The sequence below is a fragment of the Sphingomonas flavida genome (genome assembly GCF_036663655.1).
Taxonomy (GTDB): domain Bacteria; phylum Pseudomonadota; class Alphaproteobacteria; order Sphingomonadales; family Sphingomonadaceae; genus Sphingomonas.
In genome coordinates, this window is the sequence record NZ_JAXOJH010000001.1 from 353,677 (window position 1) to 370,775 (window position 17,099).

At 66.5% G+C, this 17,099-nt stretch carries 21 protein-coding genes; 13 read left to right on the forward strand and 8 right to left on the reverse strand.

Translation table 11 applies throughout. The features are described from left to right. Positions 1-45: 45 nt before the first annotated feature. Complete coding sequence (locus U1703_RS01550) at positions 46-738, forward strand: HAD-IA family hydrolase (protein WP_332784298.1); 693 nt, start codon at positions 46-48, stop codon at positions 736-738. Here the strand turns inward: U1703_RS01550 and U1703_RS01555 are convergent. The 4 genes from U1703_RS01555 to U1703_RS01570 are packed head-to-tail and all read right to left on the reverse strand — an operon-like array spanning position 704 to position 3,297. Beyond that, the gene (locus tag U1703_RS01555; RefSeq protein ID WP_332784299.1) at positions 704-1,714 is read right to left on the reverse strand and encodes a nucleotidyltransferase domain-containing protein; all 1,011 of its coding nucleotides are present in this window, start codon (positions 1,712-1,714) and stop codon (positions 704-706) included. The genes U1703_RS01550 and U1703_RS01555 overlap by 35 nt on opposite strands. Further along, positions 1,711-2,556 carry an HprK-related kinase A gene (locus U1703_RS01560; RefSeq protein WP_332784300.1) on the reverse strand — a complete coding sequence of 282 codons (846 nt, stop codon included), beginning with the start codon at positions 2,554-2,556 and terminating at the stop codon, positions 1,711-1,713. The genes U1703_RS01555 and U1703_RS01560 overlap by 4 nt, the downstream gene beginning before the upstream one ends. Then, complete coding sequence (locus U1703_RS01565) at positions 2,553-2,831, reverse strand: HPr-rel-A system PqqD family peptide chaperone (RefSeq protein WP_332784301.1); 279 nt, start codon at positions 2,829-2,831, stop codon at positions 2,553-2,555. The genes U1703_RS01560 and U1703_RS01565 overlap by 4 nt, the downstream gene beginning before the upstream one ends. Positions 2,832-2,835: 4 nt before the next feature. Then, complete coding sequence (locus U1703_RS01570) at positions 2,836-3,297, reverse strand: hypothetical protein (protein ID WP_332784302.1); 462 nt, start codon at positions 3,295-3,297, stop codon at positions 2,836-2,838. Between the two features lie 148 nt (positions 3,298-3,445). Here U1703_RS01570 and U1703_RS01575 point away from each other — a divergent pair, with 148 nt between their 5' ends. The 8 genes from U1703_RS01575 to U1703_RS01610 all read left to right on the forward strand — a co-directional run bounded on the left by U1703_RS01575 (position 3,446) and on the right by U1703_RS01610 (position 11,100). After that, a complete protein-coding gene (locus U1703_RS01575; RefSeq protein WP_332784303.1) occupies positions 3,446-4,687 on the forward strand; it encodes a sensor histidine kinase in 1,242 nt (413 codons plus the stop codon). A gap of 77 nt (positions 4,688-4,764) precedes the next feature. Then, entirely contained in the window at positions 4,765-5,811 is a 1,047-nt protein-coding gene (locus U1703_RS01580) for a substrate-binding domain-containing protein (RefSeq protein ID WP_332784410.1), read from the forward strand. Next, positions 5,808-7,184 carry a phosphate ABC transporter permease subunit PstC gene (gene pstC, locus U1703_RS01585; protein ID WP_332784304.1) on the forward strand — a complete coding sequence of 459 codons (1,377 nt, stop codon included), beginning with the start codon at positions 5,808-5,810 and terminating at the stop codon, positions 7,182-7,184. Before U1703_RS01580 ends, pstC begins: the two co-directional genes overlap by 4 nt. After that, on the forward strand, positions 7,177-8,439 hold the full coding sequence (pstA, locus tag U1703_RS01590) for a phosphate ABC transporter permease PstA (RefSeq protein ID WP_332784305.1): 1,263 nt from the start codon (positions 7,177-7,179) through the stop codon (positions 8,437-8,439). Before pstC ends, pstA begins: the two co-directional genes overlap by 8 nt. Continuing rightward, a complete protein-coding gene (gene pstB / locus U1703_RS01595) occupies positions 8,433-9,197 on the forward strand; it encodes a phosphate ABC transporter ATP-binding protein PstB (RefSeq protein ID WP_320451260.1) in 765 nt (254 codons plus the stop codon). The genes pstA and pstB overlap by 7 nt, the downstream gene beginning before the upstream one ends. 11 nt (positions 9,198-9,208) lie before the next feature. Then, positions 9,209-9,892: a phosphate signaling complex protein PhoU gene (gene phoU / locus U1703_RS01600; protein WP_320450936.1), complete on the forward strand. Its 684-nt coding sequence runs from the start codon at positions 9,209-9,211 to the stop codon at positions 9,890-9,892. A gap of 13 nt (positions 9,893-9,905) precedes the next feature. Continuing rightward, positions 9,906-10,598 (forward strand): phosphate regulon transcriptional regulator PhoB, encoded by a 693-nt coding sequence (phoB, locus tag U1703_RS01605; RefSeq protein WP_058715109.1) that lies wholly within the window; start codon positions 9,906-9,908, stop codon positions 10,596-10,598. Positions 10,599-10,716: 118 nt separating this feature from the next. After that, a complete protein-coding gene (locus tag U1703_RS01610) occupies positions 10,717-11,100 on the forward strand; it encodes a hypothetical protein (protein WP_332784306.1) in 384 nt (127 codons plus the stop codon). A 69-nt stretch (positions 11,101-11,169) separates the two neighbouring features. Here U1703_RS01610 and U1703_RS01615 read toward each other — a convergent pair whose 3' ends face one another. Together U1703_RS01615 and epsC are read right to left on the reverse strand one after the other, a co-directional pair. Further along, entirely contained in the window at positions 11,170-11,502 is a 333-nt protein-coding gene (locus U1703_RS01615) for a DUF2794 domain-containing protein (protein WP_320450934.1), read from the reverse strand. Further along, the gene (gene epsC, locus U1703_RS01620; protein WP_332784307.1) at positions 11,502-12,185 is read right to left on the reverse strand and encodes a serine O-acetyltransferase EpsC; all 684 of its coding nucleotides are present in this window, start codon (positions 12,183-12,185) and stop codon (positions 11,502-11,504) included. Before epsC ends, U1703_RS01615 begins: the two co-directional genes overlap by 1 nt. A gap of 155 nt (positions 12,186-12,340) precedes the next feature. Here epsC and U1703_RS01625 point away from each other — a divergent pair, with 155 nt between their 5' ends. Next, a complete protein-coding gene (locus U1703_RS01625; RefSeq protein WP_320450932.1) occupies positions 12,341-13,105 on the forward strand; it encodes a sulfite exporter TauE/SafE family protein in 765 nt (254 codons plus the stop codon). Positions 13,106-13,226: 121 nt separating this feature from the next. Here U1703_RS01625 and ahpD read toward each other — a convergent pair whose 3' ends face one another. Further along, positions 13,227-13,748 carry an alkylhydroperoxidase, AhpD family gene (ahpD, locus tag U1703_RS01630; protein ID WP_332784308.1) on the reverse strand — a complete coding sequence of 174 codons (522 nt, stop codon included), beginning with the start codon at positions 13,746-13,748 and terminating at the stop codon, positions 13,227-13,229. A 123-nt stretch (positions 13,749-13,871) separates the two neighbouring features. Continuing rightward, the gene (locus U1703_RS01635; protein WP_332784309.1) at positions 13,872-14,417 is read right to left on the reverse strand and encodes a peroxiredoxin; all 546 of its coding nucleotides are present in this window, start codon (positions 14,415-14,417) and stop codon (positions 13,872-13,874) included. Positions 14,418-14,572: 155 nt separating this feature from the next. Between U1703_RS01635 and U1703_RS01640 the strand changes: the two genes are divergently transcribed. From U1703_RS01640 to U1703_RS01650, 3 genes are all read left to right on the forward strand, one after another. Then, positions 14,573-15,475 carry a hydrogen peroxide-inducible genes activator gene (locus U1703_RS01640; protein ID WP_320450929.1) on the forward strand — a complete coding sequence of 301 codons (903 nt, stop codon included), beginning with the start codon at positions 14,573-14,575 and terminating at the stop codon, positions 15,473-15,475. Between the two features lie 76 nt (positions 15,476-15,551). Then, entirely contained in the window at positions 15,552-16,175 is a 624-nt protein-coding gene (locus U1703_RS01645; protein WP_332784310.1) for a fasciclin domain-containing protein, read from the forward strand. 152 nt (positions 16,176-16,327) lie between these two features. Next, a complete protein-coding gene (locus U1703_RS01650) occupies positions 16,328-16,891 on the forward strand; it encodes a fasciclin domain-containing protein (RefSeq protein WP_332784311.1) in 564 nt (187 codons plus the stop codon). The last annotated feature ends 208 nt before the right edge of the window (positions 16,892-17,099 follow it).

A 17,099-nucleotide genomic window follows, 5' to 3' on the forward strand; every position in this document is an offset into this window, starting at 1 on the left:
TGAAATTCGGGCCATTGCCAGCGCGAGGCTGCACCGGAACGAGACATGGACGTCAATTCATCGCAGGGTTTTCCCTTCGCCATCATAGGATTCGACCTGGACGGTACGCTGCTCGACACCAGTGGCGACCTTGCCGCCGCGGTCAATCATGCGCTCGCCTCGATCGGCCGCCCCGCCTTGAGCGTCGAGGCCGTCAAGCCGATGATCGGCGGAGGCGCACGGGCGATGCTGAAACATGGGCTGGACGCGACCGGCGGCTATGACGAGACGACGCTCGACACGTTGCACCACCGGCTTCTCGCCTATTACGAGGCCCATCTGGCGGTGCACACCGTGCCCTTTCCCGGCGCACTTGCCGCGCTGGACGAACTGGCGGCGCGCGGTGTCCGCCTCGGCGTCATGACGAACAAGCTCGAGCGTTTTGCACGGTCGATCCTGGACTCGCTGGGGCTGACGGCCCGGTTCGATACGATCATCGGGGGGGATACGCTGGGCATCGCCAAGCCATCGCCAATCCCTATCCAAGCGCTGGTCGCGCAGTGCGGTGGCGGGACGGCAGCCTTTGTCGGTGACTCGATCTTCGACGTCGAGGCGGCCCGTGCCGCCGGACTGCCCGTCGTCGCCTGCTCCTTCGGATTTCTAAGCCAGCCGGTCGAGACGCTCGGCGCCGATGCGGTCATCGACGGCTATGACGCGCTCATTCCTACGCTGGCGCGGCTTTCCCCTTCCGCCACTTGATCCACAAGTGCCGGGCGAGAAGCGGTAGCGGCATACGGATGGCATGCGAGCGGATGTAGAAAGCCGTGCGCGTCAGTCGCCGTCGCTCGCGCGCCCAACCGTCGCGTGCCGTCATCCGCCGCCGATAAAGCTGGTCGGTGGCGGTCAGCTTCTGCCAAGCATCCGGCACGGCGGTGCCGTAGAGCGCATGGCTCAACCGCAAAGCCCGGCCGACCGCGCTCGACAGGCCGTGATGCCGGGCGCGCTCCTCTAGTCCGGCCATCCCCCGCTCCTCGATCAGCGCATGGATATCCCACAGGTTGCGCAGGCCCCCGCTCAACTCGCCATCGGCGAACAGATGGGCTGCGGCGTGGACGATCATGTCGGTATGGCATAGCGTCGCCAGCCCGCCCGCCAACATCTCGGCATCGGCGATCAGCGCCTCGGCATCGGGCTTGGGGCGCGCCGTCGGCGGCAGGATGGTGTGGTGCACATCCACCATATGGCCGCGCTCGGTGTGCACCAACGGCGGCAGCTCGTGCATCCAGCGGCGGTAATACAGGTCGTCATACGGATCGGATTTCAGCCAACCCCAACCCGCACCGATCAGCAAAGCCTCGGCCTTGTCGAGCAGCGCATGCGGCAACAGGATATCGCAATCGCCGATCCCACGCCCCCGCCCGGCGGCAAGTCCGGCCGCGACGAAGGCCGTGCCCTTGAGCAGGATCACCGGTTGGCCCAGCGGCGTCAGGGCATGGGCGATCCGGTTCGCTTCCCACAGGGCGGCACGGCGGACCTGTTCGGCTTCGTCCTTCGCATCCGCCAGGACGGCCGCCACGACGGCGGGCAATATCCGGCCGTCCAGTCGATAGGCCAGGGTGCCCAGCAACGTCTCGGCGCGCGCGACCGCCAGGATTTGCGTCCACGCCCCCAGGGGGATCGCAGCCGATCCCTCAGGGTGGCGGAGCAGGTCGATCAGAGCCTCGACCGCGTTCACAGCCTGCTCCAGATCGACTCGACCGCCGCAACCCCGCTCTCGCCATCCGGGTAGTCCAGGGCAATGGCGGGCACCTCCGACCGAAGTCGTGTCAGCGCCCGGAACCCGGCTTCGCCCAATGCGACATAGTTGGTCGATGCCTGGGTCAGGCGGACGAACGTCTCGGTCGGGGCCATACCGTGGAGCGCCAATGGCTGGCCGAACCGGGGAAAGATCAACAGGGCGGGGCGCGCGGGCACGTCCATCGCCGCGATCGCCGCGCTGTCGGGTGCGACGTGGCGGACTTCGCCCTTGGGCGTGCCGGACAGGCGTGGCCCCGTCAGGCTGTCGGATGGGATGACGCCGAGGCTCTCATTCTTCAAACTGATCGGTCGGGGGAAGGGATGGGCACAGCCGCTGACCGGGTCGATCAAGGCGAATTCATCCCCCAGAAAGCGCCACCCACGCTGCGACAGCATCAGCGCCAGCGTCGACTTGCCCGCGCCCGACACCCCGCTGAGCAGGACGGCCCGGTCGCCGCGTGCAACGACCGCCGCGTGGAGCAGCAGGTGACGGCGATGGCCCAACGCGACCTGAAGGTTCATCCCCATCTCGGCCGCAAGCAGCCCCTGCGCCAATGGCAGCGGAGCCGAGTCCGGCAGGTGATAGTCACCCAATGTCCGCACCGATGGCCGAAGCCACCGCCGCAAGGGTGACGTCGCCTCCAGCCGGACGGTATAGTCGGCGAAATCCGGTCGCGGATAATCCCGGTAAAGCGCATCGAGGGCCGCGATCGGCGCGAGCCAGTCCGATCCGATCCGAAAACCGACCGGTCCGACCCGCAAGGAAATCTGGTGCCTCACAGGCGATCGACGAGCCCCGCCGCCTCCAGCTCGTCCAGCCGCGCCTGCAACATCTCGATCCCTTCGACCACGTCGAGTTCATATTGCCCGGCCAGCTGGTCCAACAATGCGGCGGCATCCAGCGGTTTGTCCGCCAGCGCCTCCAAAATCTGCGGCGCGGGCTCGTTCAGCAGATGGGTGATGCCCGACGGACGATGGAAAACCGCCGTGAAGATATCGAGCGGCTCGACGATCAGCAGCGCCGCGTCCGCCGCGCGGTAGCGCGGACCGGGCACGGCGTCAGTGCCGGGGATTCTGTACGGACAGGAAGCAGGTATAGCCGCTCTGCCCCATTTTCAGCTTCTTGATATATGCCAGATAGGCCTTGGTGCTGTTCGCGGTCGCGCCGGGCAGGTTGGAGCCCTGGAACATCGCCCGGGACACCTCCTCACCCGTAAAAGGGCGAGCGGGCGGCGGAAAGGGGCCCAGCCCGGTGATTGGCCCCAACAGGCTGGGCGGCGCGAGCGAGCCGTCGCTGGCGATATATTTCCCTGAATTGCCGGGGTCCGGCACCGGGATCTGACAGTTTTGGACCGATCCCGTCGTCTGCGCCAGCGCCGGACGGATCGCGACGACCGCACTCGCGCCGACAGCGCCCAGCATCAGCGTCCGGCGGCTCGTCGCGCGCGACGGCTTCGCGGAGGCAGGCTTGGCGGCCGGTTCCTCGGGCGGCTGGCCCTGATCGATAGGCATGTCATCCATGTCTATGCGATGTCCCATATTCGCTGCCCCCCGACAAGAAGCTGTGCGCTGCCCGGGACTTCCCAAAGCTGGATCGAAATTTCGACCCCCGGTCGGCCGTGCGAGCGGAGGAAGACAGACGCCCCGACGACCGTTACATCGACACCTCATGGGATTCGGCATTCGCACCTTATGGGCCGTGGTGGTGGTGGTGATCGCTGCACTGGTCGTCTTTCTGAGCGCGGGGCCGGGGCCGGCGATCATCACGCTGGTCGGCGGGATCGCCGCGGCCCTGGTCGCCAGCGAAGGCGTGCCGAGCGAACCCGATGGCGAGCCCATGCCGGAGCAGGACGGCGCCCTGCCGCCGTTGCTGAAAGAAGCCCTGGACGCCATCGTCGAGCCGGTCCTGCTGATCGAAAAGGGCCGGGTCATCCTGGCCAACCACTCCGCGCGGACGCTGCTCGGCGGGCATATCGTGGGCGAGGATGCCCGCGTCGCCATCCGCCATCCTGCCGCCGCCGAACGCCTGCTCGCGCGGGATGGCATGACCGACCCCGATCATCCCATCTCGCTGGTCGGACTGGGTTCGCTCGAGCAGCGCTGGGAAATGCGGATCGCCGATACCAGCAGCGGCCAGCGTATCGTCCATCTGATCGACCAGACCGCACACGACGTCGCCGAGCGGATGCGCGTCGATTTCGTCGCCAATGCCAGCCACGAACTGCGCACCCCCCTCGCCTCGATCCTCGGCTTTATCGAAACGCTGAGCGACGAGGCGGGGGAGGATGCCGAGATCCGTGCACGCTTCTTGAAGGTGATGTTCGACGAGGCGCGGCGGATGCAACGCCTCGTCGAGGATCTGATCTCGCTCAGCCGGATCGAGGCGGACAAATATCGCCAGCCCGCCCAGCCCGTCGACATGAGCGATCTGGTCGAGCATGTCTGGGACGAATTTCTCGACTCCGGATCGCTGCGCGCCGATGACATCGCGTGCGAACTGGCGCCCGACCTGCCACCGATTGCGGGAGACCGGGCGCAACTGTCGCAGATGCTGCACAATCTGATCGGCAATGCGATGAAATATGGTCGAGCGAAGACGCCGGTCCGTGTGATCCTGGAACGTGACGGCCCCATGCTGAAGCTGGCCGTCGTGGACCGCGGCGAAGGCATCGCGGCCAGCCACATCCCCCGCCTGACCGAGCGCTTCTACAGGGTCGACTCCGGGCGCAGCCGCAGTATCGGCGGCACCGGGCTGGGCCTCGCGATCGTCAAGCACATTGTCGAGCGGCATCGCGGCAAGCTGGAGATCGCCAGCGAAGTCGGCGTCGGCACCACCTTCACGGTGCGCCTGCCGGCACTCAAAACCGCCGACCGGCCCGTTTCCGAGGGCGGTGTCACAAAACCACAATAAAAATGTCACACGGGGGTCCGGTGAGCATGGCAGCGCCGGTTCGCAACCACGATGGTCGCCCTCTTCCAAGGAACATGATGCGCCTGCCCTGCCTTCTCGCCGCGATGTTCGCGCTGGCGGCCTGCCACGATCAGGCCAATGGCGGCGGCGCTGGCGTGCGTGAGCAGATCACGGCGGTCGGATCGTCCACCGTCTATCCGTTTACCACGATCATTGCCGAGCGGTTCGTGGCCGCCGATCCGGAGGCCAAGGCGCCGGTGATCGAGTCGACCGGTACGGGCGCGGGCATGAAGCTGTTCTGCGCCGGGATCGGCGCCGCGCATCCCGATCTGGAAGATGCGTCGCGTCGCATGAAGGCAAGCGAGTATCGCGAGTGCGCCGCGCACGGCGCGCCCGAACTGCTCGAGATCCAGATCGGCATCGACGGCATCGCCTTCGCCGAATCGAAGCGCGGGCCGCGCATGGCGCTGACCACCGTCGATCTCTATCGCGCCCTGTCGGCCCATCCGGGCGGCAAGCCCAATCAGGCACGGACCTGGGCCGACGTGAACCCCGCGCTGCCCGCCATTCCGATCCAGGTCTATGGCCCGCCAGCGACCAGCGGCACGCGTGATGCGCTCGCCGAGCTGATCCTGATGAAGGGATGCGATGCGGTGGAACCGGGGGCCATCGCGCTCAGCCGCCGCGATCCCGATGCGCACCGCCTGCTCTGCGCCCGCGTGCGCGAGGATGGCGCGTATATCGACGCGGGTGAGAACGACAATTTGATTGTCCAGAAGCTCCAGGCCAACCCGGACGCACTGGGTGTATTCGGTTATTCCTATCTCGAGGAAAATCGCCAGACCGTGGACGGGGTTGCGATCGACGGGGTCAAGCCGACCTATGCCGCCATCGCCGCCGATCGCTATCCGGGCTCCCGCCCGCTCTACGTCTATGTCAAGAAGGCGCATCTCGACGCCATTCCGGGCATGCGCGCCTTTCTGCGGCTCTATGCGGCGAATTGGGGCAAGGACGGGCCGCTGGTCCGGCGTGGCCTGATCGCGTCTCCCGCAGCGATCGAGGCACGGTCGCGGGCGATCATCATGCAGGAAATCCCGCTCGACCCGGCGACGTTGCCGTCATGAACGGGGCGAGCCTCCTGATCCTGATCGTCGGGCTGGGCGTCATCGCCTGGGCGACCACCCGGATGCGCGCGCTTGGCTTTCGGCACGGCGCGGCCGCGCGGGTCAGTTCGCTGCCGCACCATCACGGCTGGTATGTTGCGCTGTGGACCGTCCTTCCCCCGCTGCTGTTCCTGGCGGTCTGGGCGGCGACTTCGCCCGCCCTCGTGACCGATACGGTGCTTGGCACCCCCGCCGCGGCGCATTTGCCCCCGCCGGGGTTCGAACGCGCCGCCATTCTGTCCGAGGCCCGCGCCTTGGCGAGTGGACGGGCACACGGTGCCTTCCATACCCTGTCCCGCGAACTGGCACCGGCCTATGCCCGCGCGCAGGCCCGGTTCGACTGGATCGCGACCGCCATCGTCGTCCTGCTCGCCCTGGCCAGCGGGGCCTATGCCTACTTGCGCGTGCGTCCCGATTTTTCGGCCCGGACGCGCATCGAACGGGTGGTCCTCGGCCTGCTGCTCGGCGCGTCGTTGATCGCGATCCTGACCACGGCGGGGATCGTCGCCTCGCTGCTTTATGAAGCGGGCCGCTTCTTCTCGGTCGTACCGGTCACCGACTTCCTGTTCGGCACGCACTGGAGCCCGCAGGTGATCGACCCGCGCGATCCCGGTGCATCGCTGGGCGCCGTGCCGTTGTTCTGGGGCACCTTTTTCATCGGTGCGATCATCGCCATGGCGGTGGCCATTCCGTTCGGACTGATGAGCGCCATCTATCTGACCCAATATGCCGCCCCCCGCGCGCGCCGGATCATGAAGCCCGTGCTCGAAGTGCTCGCGGGCATACCGACGGTCGTCTACGGCTATTTCGCCGCGCTGACCGTCGCCCCGGCCGTTCGCCAGTTCGCGGTGTCGATCGGCATCGACTGGGCCTCCTCCGAAAGCGCGTTGGCCGCTGGCCTCGTCATGGGGGTGATGATCATTCCCTTCGTCTCGTCCATGGCGGACGACAGCCTGGCGGCGGTGCCCAGCGCCATGCGCGACGGCAGCCTGGCGATGGGGGCGACCCCGTCGGAAACGATCACCCGCGTCATGCTGCCCGCCGCCCTGCCCGGCGTCGTCGGCGGAGTCCTGCTCGCCGTCAGTCGTGCGATCGGCGAGACCATGATCGTCGTCATGGCGGCGAGCGGCGTCGCCACCCTGACCGCCAATCCCTTTGCCAGCACGACCACCGTCACCCGGCAGATCGTCGACCTGCTGACCGGTGAAGCGGAGTTCGACAGCCCGAAGACGCTTGCCGCCTTCGCGCTCGGCCTGACGCTGTTCGTGATCACCCTTCTCCTCAACATCGTCGCGCTCAGCGTGGTGAAGCGGTACCGGGAAAGCTATGAATAGCGCACCGCCGCCTGCACCCCGTAAGTGGGACAGCCCGGCCATGGCCCGGCGGTTGCGTCGTCGCTATGCCGCCGAGCGCCGTTTCCGGCGGCTGGGTGCGGCGGCCGTCGCCTTGTCCGCCGCGTTCCTGGCGTTCCTGCTCGTCACCATGCTCGCGCAAGGGCTTCGCGGCTTTACCGAGACGCGGGTCACGCTGCCCGTCGATCTGGCCGCCGCGCAACTGCCGATCGAACCCGCCCGCCTGAAGGGGCGCGGCGCGGATCTGGCGCTGGCCGGATCGGGGCTGGAGGACGCGGTTGACAGTGCCGCGACCATGGCCTTCGGCCCCGACGGAGCGGACCTGCTGTCGCCAAGCGCCTGGATCGTCGTGCGCGACGCGGTGAAGGCCGACCCGGCACTGCTCCATCGGACGACCCGTTTCTCGCTGCCGATCGCCAGCCGCTATGATGTCGCCGCCAAGGGCAACGGCGCCCCCGATGCGGAGGCGGTGGTCGCGCGGCTGAAGGCGAAGGGCGTGCTGTCGACCGGCTGGGACTGGGGTTTCCTGCGCGATGCCGACGCGACCGATCCGACCGGTGTCGGCATCTGGGGCGCAGCCAAGGGTTCGCTCCTCACCATGCTGGTGACGCTGTTCCTCGCCTTCCCGATCGGGGTGCTGGCCGCCCTCTATCTCGAGGAATATGCGCCGAAGAACCGGTGGACTGACATCATCGAGGTGTCGATTAACAATCTGGCGGCGGTGCCGTCGATCATCTTCGGCCTGCTGGGCCTTGCCGTGTTCCTGGGTAGTTTCGGCCTGCCGCGATCAGCGCCGCTGGTCGGCGGCCTGACGCTGGCGCTGATGACCATGCCGGTCATCGTCATCGCCGCGCGCAACGCGATCAAGGCGGTGCCGCCCTCGATCCGCGACGCCGCCCTGGCGATCGGGGCGTCGCGGGTGCAGGTGATCTTTCATCACGTCCTGCCGCTGGCACTGCCGGGCATCATGACCGGCACGATCATCGGCATGGCGCGCGCGCTGGGGGAGACCGCGCCGCTGTTGATGATCGGCATGCGCGCCTTCATCGCCGCACCCCCGCATGGGCTGACCGATCCGGCGACCGTCCTGCCGGTCCAGATCTTCCTGTGGTCGGATCAGGTGGACCGCGGCTTTATCGAGCGGACATCGGCCGCGATCATCGTCCTTCTCGTCTTCCTCCTCGCGATGAACGGGTTGGCCATCTACCTTCGCAATCGGTTCGAGACACGCTGGTGAGCATTCCCAAGATAAGCGCGCGCAACGTCAGCGTGTCCTATGGCGCCAAGCAGGCGATCCATGACATCTCGATCGACGTCGACATGGATCACGTCATCGCGTTCATCGGCCCGTCGGGCTGTGGCAAGTCGACCTTCCTGCGCACGCTCAACCGGATGAACGACACCATCCCCTCGGCGCGCGTCACCGGCGATGTGCGGATCGACGGGCAGGACATCTATGCGCCGGAGATGGACGTGGTGCAGCTTCGCGCCCGCGTCGGCATGGTGTTCCAGAAGCCCAATCCGTTCCCCAAGTCGATCTACGAAAACGTCGCCTATGGCCCGCGCATCCACGGGCTGGCCGGGTCGCGGGCCGAGCTGGACATGATCGTCGAGCGCTCGCTGACCCGTGCGGGTTTGTGGAACGAGGTCAAGGACCGCCTGTCCGAAAGCGGCACCGCGCTGTCGGGTGGCCAGCAGCAGCGACTGTGCATCGCCCGCGCCATCGCGGTCGATCCCGAGGTCATCCTGATGGACGAGCCGTGCAGCGCGCTCGACCCGATCGCGACCGCGCGGATCGAGGAACTGATCCACGACCTGCGCGGCCGCTACGCCATCGCGATCGTCACCCACAACATGCAGCAGGCCGCCCGCGTCTCGCAGCGTACCGCCTTTTTCCATCTCGGCACCCTGGTCGAGTACGGCAAGACGTCCGACATCTTCACGAACCCGAAGGAAGAGCGGACGAAGGACTATATTACCGGCCGTTACGGCTGAGGACGAGGATCATGGACCACACCGTAAAAGCCTTCGACAACGACATAGGCCGCCTGCGCGGGTTGATCAGCCAGATGGGCGGATTGGCCGAGGAGGCGATCGCCAATGCGATCCGCGCGTTGCAACGCTCCGACCTGGAACTGGCGCGCAAGGTGCGCGACGACGACAAGGCGATCGACCTGATCGAGGCCGAGGTCGAGCGACTGGCGGTGCGCACCATCGCGCTTCGGGCGCCGATGGCCAACGACCTGCGCGAGGTCGTCGCGGCACTCAAGATCGCCAGCGTCGTCGAGCGCATCGGCGACTATGCAAAGAACATCGCCAAGCGCGTGCCGATGATCGAAAGCGAGGACCGGATCGAGCCCGTCTCGATCCTGCCCGCCATGGCCAAGATCGCCTCGGCGATGGTGCATGACGTGCTCGACGCCTTTGCCGCGCGCGATGCCGAGGCGGCGGTCCGGGTCCGCGACAGCGACAACGCGCTCGACGATTTCTACGATTCCATCTTTCGCACGCTCGTCACCCATATGGTCGAGAATCCCAAGACGATCGGGCAGGTCGCTCACCTGCTGTTCATCGCCAAGAATCTCGAACGGATCGGGGACCATGCGACGAACGTCGCGGAGATGGTCTATTTCGCTGCCACCGGCACCCAGATGGGTGAGCGGGATCGCGGCGGCACTCTGCCTTCTTGAGGGAACAGGCATCATGGCACGCGTAAAAATGCTGCTGGTCGAAGACGACGCCGCGCTGGCGGAACTGCTCGTCTTCCACTTCAAGCGCGAGGATTTCGAGGTCACGCACACGCCGGACGGCGAGGAGGCGTTGCTGCTGGCGCGCGAGAGCACGCCCGACATCGTCCTGCTCGACTGGATGGTCGAGGGGATTTCGGGGATCGAGGTCTGCCGCCGCCTCCGCCGCTCGCCCGAGACGGCCAACGTGCCCATCATCATGCTCACCGCACGCGGCGAGGAAGAAGACCGGGTGCGCGGGTTGGAGACGGGCGCGGACGACTATGTCACCAAGCCCTTCTCCCCGCGCGAACTGGTCGCCCGCGTCGGCGCGGTGCTGCGGCGCGTCCGCCCGGCGCTGGCGGGCGAGGCGCTGACCTATGCCGATATCGAGATGGACACGGTCGGCCACAAGGTCCGCCGCGCAGGCGAAGTCGTCTCGCTCGGGCCGACGGAGTTCCGCCTGCTCAAGCATTTCCTCGAGCATCCCGGCTGGGTTTTCTCGCGCGAGCGGCTGCTCGATGCGGTCTGGGGCCATGACTCCGACATCGAGAGCCGTACGGTCGACGTGCATATCCGCCGTCTGCGCAAGGCGATCAATATCGGCGATCGGCCAGACATCATCCGCACCGTCCGCTCGGCGGGCTATTCGCTGGATGCGGGGGGCTGAGCCAGCCGCCTGAAAAGCGTGTCAGGATTGGGTCGCTTGCGAAACGAGGGAGCCAAGTGCGGCATTGGGCGTTTCCTCCACGCGCTAACGCACTTGCGCTTCTGAATAGGAGATTCGCATGAAGCTCATTTTTCTTGCCGCCACCGCGCTGATGGCGACGCCCGCCCTGGCTCAGACCACGACCCAGACCGACACCACCGCCCAGGCAGGTGCCCAGACGGGTACGTCGACCGACGCCACGGCCCAGACCGGCACGTCGACCGACACTGCAACCCCTGGCGCGATGCAGGCCAATGCGGCGGCCTCGGCTGCGACGATGACGGCTGGCGGTTACCAGCCCGCTCAACCGCCAATGGCCGCACCACCCGCCCCCGGCGCACAGATCGTGTTCCAGCAGGCACCGAGCCCGTCACAGGCCTATCCGGCCCCAGCTCCGCTGAAGAGCTATCCGATCTGCAAAAAGGGTCAGTATGACCAGTGCCGCCAGCGTGGCGGCAATTAAGCCAAAGGCCCTCACCCGGCTGTAATAAGGCGCCGGTTCCCACCCAGGGGACCGGCGCTTTTCATTGGCTTATTCGTCGACCAGTTTCATCAGCCGCCGCTCGACCGGGGCGAGCACGGGGCCCAGTTCATGGCCCCGCTTCAGCACGGCCCCGCCCTCCCCGATCAGCGCCCACATGCCCTGACGATTGCGCAGCGCCGGTCGCTTTTCGATGCGATATTCGGGTCGCTCGGCAGCCCGTCGAAAGGCGGAAAAGATCGCCGCGTCCCGGCCCAGGTCCATCGCATAGTCGCGCCAATGGCCCGCCGCCACCATGCGGCCATACAGGTCGAGGATACGGTTCAACTCGGCCCGCTCGAAGCCGACCTGGCCGGGGGCCTTCGGGAACGGCAGAACTCCCATCAGGCCCGGTCGCGCCGCTCTTCCTGTTCGGCCAGCACGGCGTCCAGCCGACCCCGCATCGTCTCCAGCTCGCAGCGCATCATCTCGATCTTCTGGGTCTGCGGATCGAACATTTCCGAACAGGGCGTGCCATAGGGCACGAAGCGTCGCTCAGGGGCCGCGCCGCCCTCGACCACCGTCGGGCGGGCGGGGATACCGACCATCACCGCGCCTTCGGGCACGTCACGCGTGACGACCGCATTCGCACCCACGCGCGCGCGCGGCCCGACGATGATCGGGCCCAGCACCTGCGCGCCCGAACCGACGATCGCCCCGTCCATCAGCGTCGGGTGACGCTTGCCCGCCACACCATTGTCCGGGCTGGTTCCGCCCAGCGTCACGCACTGATAGATGGTGACGTCGTCGCCGATCTCGGCCGTCTCGCCGATCACCACAAAACCATGGTCGATGAAGAAATTGCGGCCGATCTTGGCACCGGGATGAATGTCGATCGCGGTCAGGAAGCGGGTGAAGTGATTGACCAGCCGCGCTAGGAAGAACGCTCGCCCCTTGTACAGGCGGTGCGCGATCCGGTGACCGGCCAGCGCCCAGACACCGGGGTATAGCAGGATCTCCGCGCGCGAATGTGGCGCAGGGTCGCGCGCCCGGATCGAATCAAGATAGGCGGCCAATCGGCTCGGCATGAGCAGTCCCCAGATGCGATAGGAGCATTTAGGCATGCTATCGCTTGAAATCCAGATAGTCGCGCTCGGCGGCTCCCCGCCACAAACTCTATCTTTGTTGCAGCGTTGCTGTCGACACGGCATGGCCCGCCGCGAAGGACATGTAAGGAGAGACGATGGACCCGACGAGTACCGAACTGATCCATATCCTCCCCTTCGTGGGCGTGGGCTTCGCCGCGCAGGTCGTCGATGGTGCGCTGGGCATGGCCTTTGGCGTGATTTCCAATACCCTGCTCATCAGCCTGGGCGTGCCACCCGCCGCCGCCTCGGCGGGGGTGCACAGCGTCGAGACATTCACGACCGCCGTGTCGGGCATCAGCCATGCGGTGCATCGCAACGTCAACTGGCGGCTGTTCCTGCGCCTGATGATCCCGGGCGTCATCGGCGGCGCATTGGGTGCCTATGTGCTGTCGAACATCGACGCCGCCGTCGTGAAGCCCTTCATCCTGGCCTATCTCACGGCGATCGGCCTCTACCTGCTGATCCGTGCATGGCGTCACAAGACGAACGCGCGCGAGCCGAAGGTGGTCGAGCCGCTGGGCTTTATCGGCGGGTTCCTGGATGCGGCGGGCGGCGGCGGCTGGGGGCCGGTCGTGACCTCGAACCTGCTGGCGCAGGGTGCGGCACCACGCACGACGATCGGCACGGTGAATACCGCCGAATTCTTCCTGACCGCCACCATCTCGGCGACGTTTATCACCCAGCTCGGCTGGGGCGCGTTCACCATGGCGACGGTGGGGCTGTTGATCGGCGGTGTCCTGGCAGCACCCTTTGGCGCGATCCTGGCCAAGCGGGTTCCGGCCCGCACGCTGCTGACCCTGGTGGGCACGATCCTGACGCTGACGAGCCTTTGGGGGCTGTACCAGGCGATCACCGCCTGACCCGTTCCTCCCGTGTGAGGAGAGGTCGCAGCCCGAACGGCTGATGGAGGGGTGTCACGGCCAGTGGCGACGCCCCTCCATCACCGCCCTCCCCAAGCCAAGGCTTGGGGAAGATATGGGTTCAAGCGATTGCCGAATGAACGGTCGCAACCGCCTGCATAACCGCTGCGATCCGTACCGAGCTCTGGATGATCTCGGCCGAAACCCCGGCCTTCTTCAGCACCGCCTCATGCGCGTCGATGCACATGCCGCAGCCGTTGATCGCCGAGACCGCCAGGCTGAACAGCTCGAAATCGACCTTGTCGATCCCCGGCGCCGCGATCACGTTCATGCGCAGCTTGGCGGGCAGGTTGCGATATTCCTGGTTCCCGGCCAGGTGCGTGAAGCGATAATAGACGTTGTTCATCGCCATGACCGCCGCCGCTGCCCGCGCCGCATTGGCCGCCTCGGCGGACAGCTTGAGGGCGCATTCGGCCTCCGCCGCCTCGACCAGCGGCTTGTGCCCAGTGCCGTGGGCACAGGCCAGCAACAGGCCGTATTTGCGCTGGTCGTCCAGCAGTTGCTCGTTCAGCAGCGACCCGACGTTCAGGCGGATATCCTTGGCGAAGTCGGGCAACTGCCCGGCAAATTCCTTAAGCGACATGGATAAATGCTCCGGATGAACGACGCCCCAGTCCGGGCCGCCGATCGATCAGGATCGGCAACCCTCGCCGGGGCGTCGGAAAATATAGGAGTCCGGGGACGTCACCGCCCCCGAACCAAAGGATTACTCGGCGGCGAGCTGGAGGACGTCGTCGCCCTTGTTCCAGTTGCACGGGCACAGCTCGTCGGTCTGCAACGCGTCGAGCACGCGCAGCGTCTCCGCCGGGTTGCGGCCGACGTTCAGGCCGTTGATCGTGACATGCTGGATGACATTGTCGGGATCGATGATGAACGTCGCACGATAGGCGACATGCTCGTTCTTGTCGACGATGCCCAGCGCGTCAGCAAGGACGCGGCCATTGTCCGCGATCCAGGGGAAATCGGCGGCGGCCAGATCCGGGTCCGACTTGCGCCAGGCCAGGTGCACATGCGCGGTGTCGGTCGATGCGCCGATCAGCACGGCGTCGCGATCCTCGAAATCACCCTTCAGTTCGGAATAGCCGACGATCTCGGTCGGGCATACGAAGGTGAAATCCTTCGGCCAGTAGAAGAGAACCTTCCACTTGCCGGGATAGGAAGTGTCGCTGATCGTCTCGCCCGCGGGGAGGGCGTTCGTCCCCTGCTGGACGGGAACGGCGAATGCGGGGAGCTTGTCTCCAACGGTCAACATGGCAATAGCCTCCATTTCTTCCCAAAAGTCGGCTTCAACCATCCTCGTCCGGCATCGGCGGTGGACCGCCTGTATTCGTTGTGGTGACGGATATGGGGACTGGCGCCGGCGATCCAACAAGCTATTTGTCAGATCGCAATCGACTGAGGCGATCAATGGCCGCGACCTACCTACCGACGTTAAAGCAGCTGCAATATCTCGTGGCGCTGCAGGACCATGGCCATTTCGGCCGGGCCGCCGATGCGTGCTTCGTGACGCAGTCGACCCTGTCGGCGGGCCTGCGCGAGTTGGAGACGCTGATCGGCGTCACCCTGGTCGAGCGGACGCGGCGCGTGGTGCGCTTCACGCCGCTGGGCGAGCGGATCGCGGATAAGGCGCGGCGAGTGCTGCGCGAGGCGGACGAGCTGGGCGATATGGCGCGCGCCGCCGGGCGCCCCTTGTCGGGTGAGATGCGCATGTCGGTCATCCCGACCATCGCACCCTTCATGCTGCCGCATATCCTGCCCCGCCTGCGCCGCGATTTTCCGGACCTTAAGCTGTTCCTGCGCGAGGAGCCGAGCGGCCCCGCCTGCGAACGACTGCACAATGGTCGCACCGACTGCGTGTTGCTGGCGCTGCCCTATGCCTGTGGCGAAGTGACCGCCGAGCCGTTGTTCGACGATCGCCTGTACGTCGCCTTTCCGACCGCCGAAAATCTCACGCCGCCCGCCGCAATTCCCGCCTCCGCGATCGACGAAGCGCGGCTGCTACTGCTGGAGGACGGACATTGCCTGAAGGATCACGCTCTGGCCGCGTGCAACCGCCCCGAGTTACGCGCCGAGGCGACGATGCTGGGCACCTCGCTCCACACCATCGTCCAGATGGTCGACAATGGGCTGGGCATGACGATGCTGCCGGAAATGGCGCTGCGTGCGGGTATTCTGAACAATACCAGCATTACCGCGCGGCCGCTGGATGCGGAGAACGCGATGCGCAAGATCGCGCTGGTATGGCGTCGTGCCAGCCCGCGCGAAAAGGATTTCCGCCTGCTCGCCCAGGTTCTTTCCGAAGCGGCCTGAGCCACACACGCGCAACCCGAGGCGGGCCGGGCGCGTCTAGTCCCGTGACCCTGTCCATCCCAAGGAGATTTCGCCCATGACCCTCAACGCACGGCGCATGATCGCGCTTATGCCGATCGTCGTACTGATCGGGCTCGGCGGCTGCGGGCGCGGGCGCGATGAGCGGGCGGCCCCGGCGACACCGTCGACCGCCAGCGCTCCCATCGAGGCACCGGCCCCTACCCCCATGGATCAGGCCATGGCACCGACCCGCACCATCCTGGACAATGCGGCGGCGACGGCGTCGCTATCCTCCTTCGTCGCGGCGGTGCGCGCGGCGGGCCTGTCGACGACGCTGGCCAGCCCCGGCCCGTACACCGTCTTCGCGCCGTCGAACGAAGCCTTTGGCCGCCTGGCCCCCGGCGTGCTCAACCAGCTGCTCCAGCCTGCCAACCGGGACTCGCTGGTCCGGGTGATCCGGTTCCACATGGTGCCCGGCACGGTCGGCGTCGCCGAGCTGCAACGGCGGATCGCCGCGGGGAACGGCACCGCCACGTTGATAAGCGTGCAGGGCGAGCCGTTGACCGTCACCATGACCCAATCGGTCATCACGCTGACCGATGCGGGCGGCAACAAAAGCTATGTCGAGGCAGGCGATCTGGCCCAGGCCAACGGCGTCGTTCACATTGTCAATGGTGTATTGGTGCCAAAATTGGATTAAGTGCGTTACTCCCGGCAGGACGGCCGTTTCGGTTGCCGAACGGTTGTCCTGCCCTTCACCATGTGGCGCCAGGTGATCACGCCGCGCCTCCAGAAGAACGGGAGTATGCTTTCATGTTGAAGACCTTTGCCATCCTCGCCTCTGTCACGGCCATGAGCGGTGTCGCTGTTGCGCAGACCACGCCCGCGCCGGCTGCGCCAGCAGCACCGCAGACGATGCCTGCCCCGGCGGCACCGGCGGGCACCGTAACACCGGCCGCGACCGGCACCATCGTCCAGATCCTGGCCGCGACGCCCGATCGCAGCACGTTGGCCAAGCTGGTGACGACCGCCGGTCTGACGACCGATCTGTCGGGCCCGGGCCCCTTCACCGTCTTTGCCCCGAGCAACGAGGCGTTCAGCCGCATGCCCGCAGGCGCGATCGACAATCTGAGCAAGCCGGAGAACAAGCCGGTCCTGGCCACGATCCTGAAATATCATGTCGTCCCGGGCAAGCTGACCGCCGAGCAGCTTAAGGCGCAGATCACGGCGGGCAACGGCACCGCCACGCTGACCACGCTGGCGGGCCAGCCGCTGACGGCGCAGGTCGGCCCGAACGGCAACATCATGCTGACCGACGTGAACGGCCAGAAGGCCTATGTCGACAAGGCGGACGTCAACGCGACCAATGGCGTCGTCCACCTGACCAACGGCATCAACGTGCCGAAGATCGGCTGATCGGCAAATTGCAGTGACTAAGGGAAAGGCGGGGCTGCGGCTCTGCCTTTTTCGTTACAGTTTGATCTGGCCAAGCTGAAGCAACCACCCCGGCGGAGGCCGGGGTCCAGTTGGGCGCGCGCTTAAAATGGTCCAGCGCCCTCCATTGATGAGGCCTTCGCAACTGCACCCCGGCCTCCGCGGGGGTGGCTGGACAATAGTTCAGGTC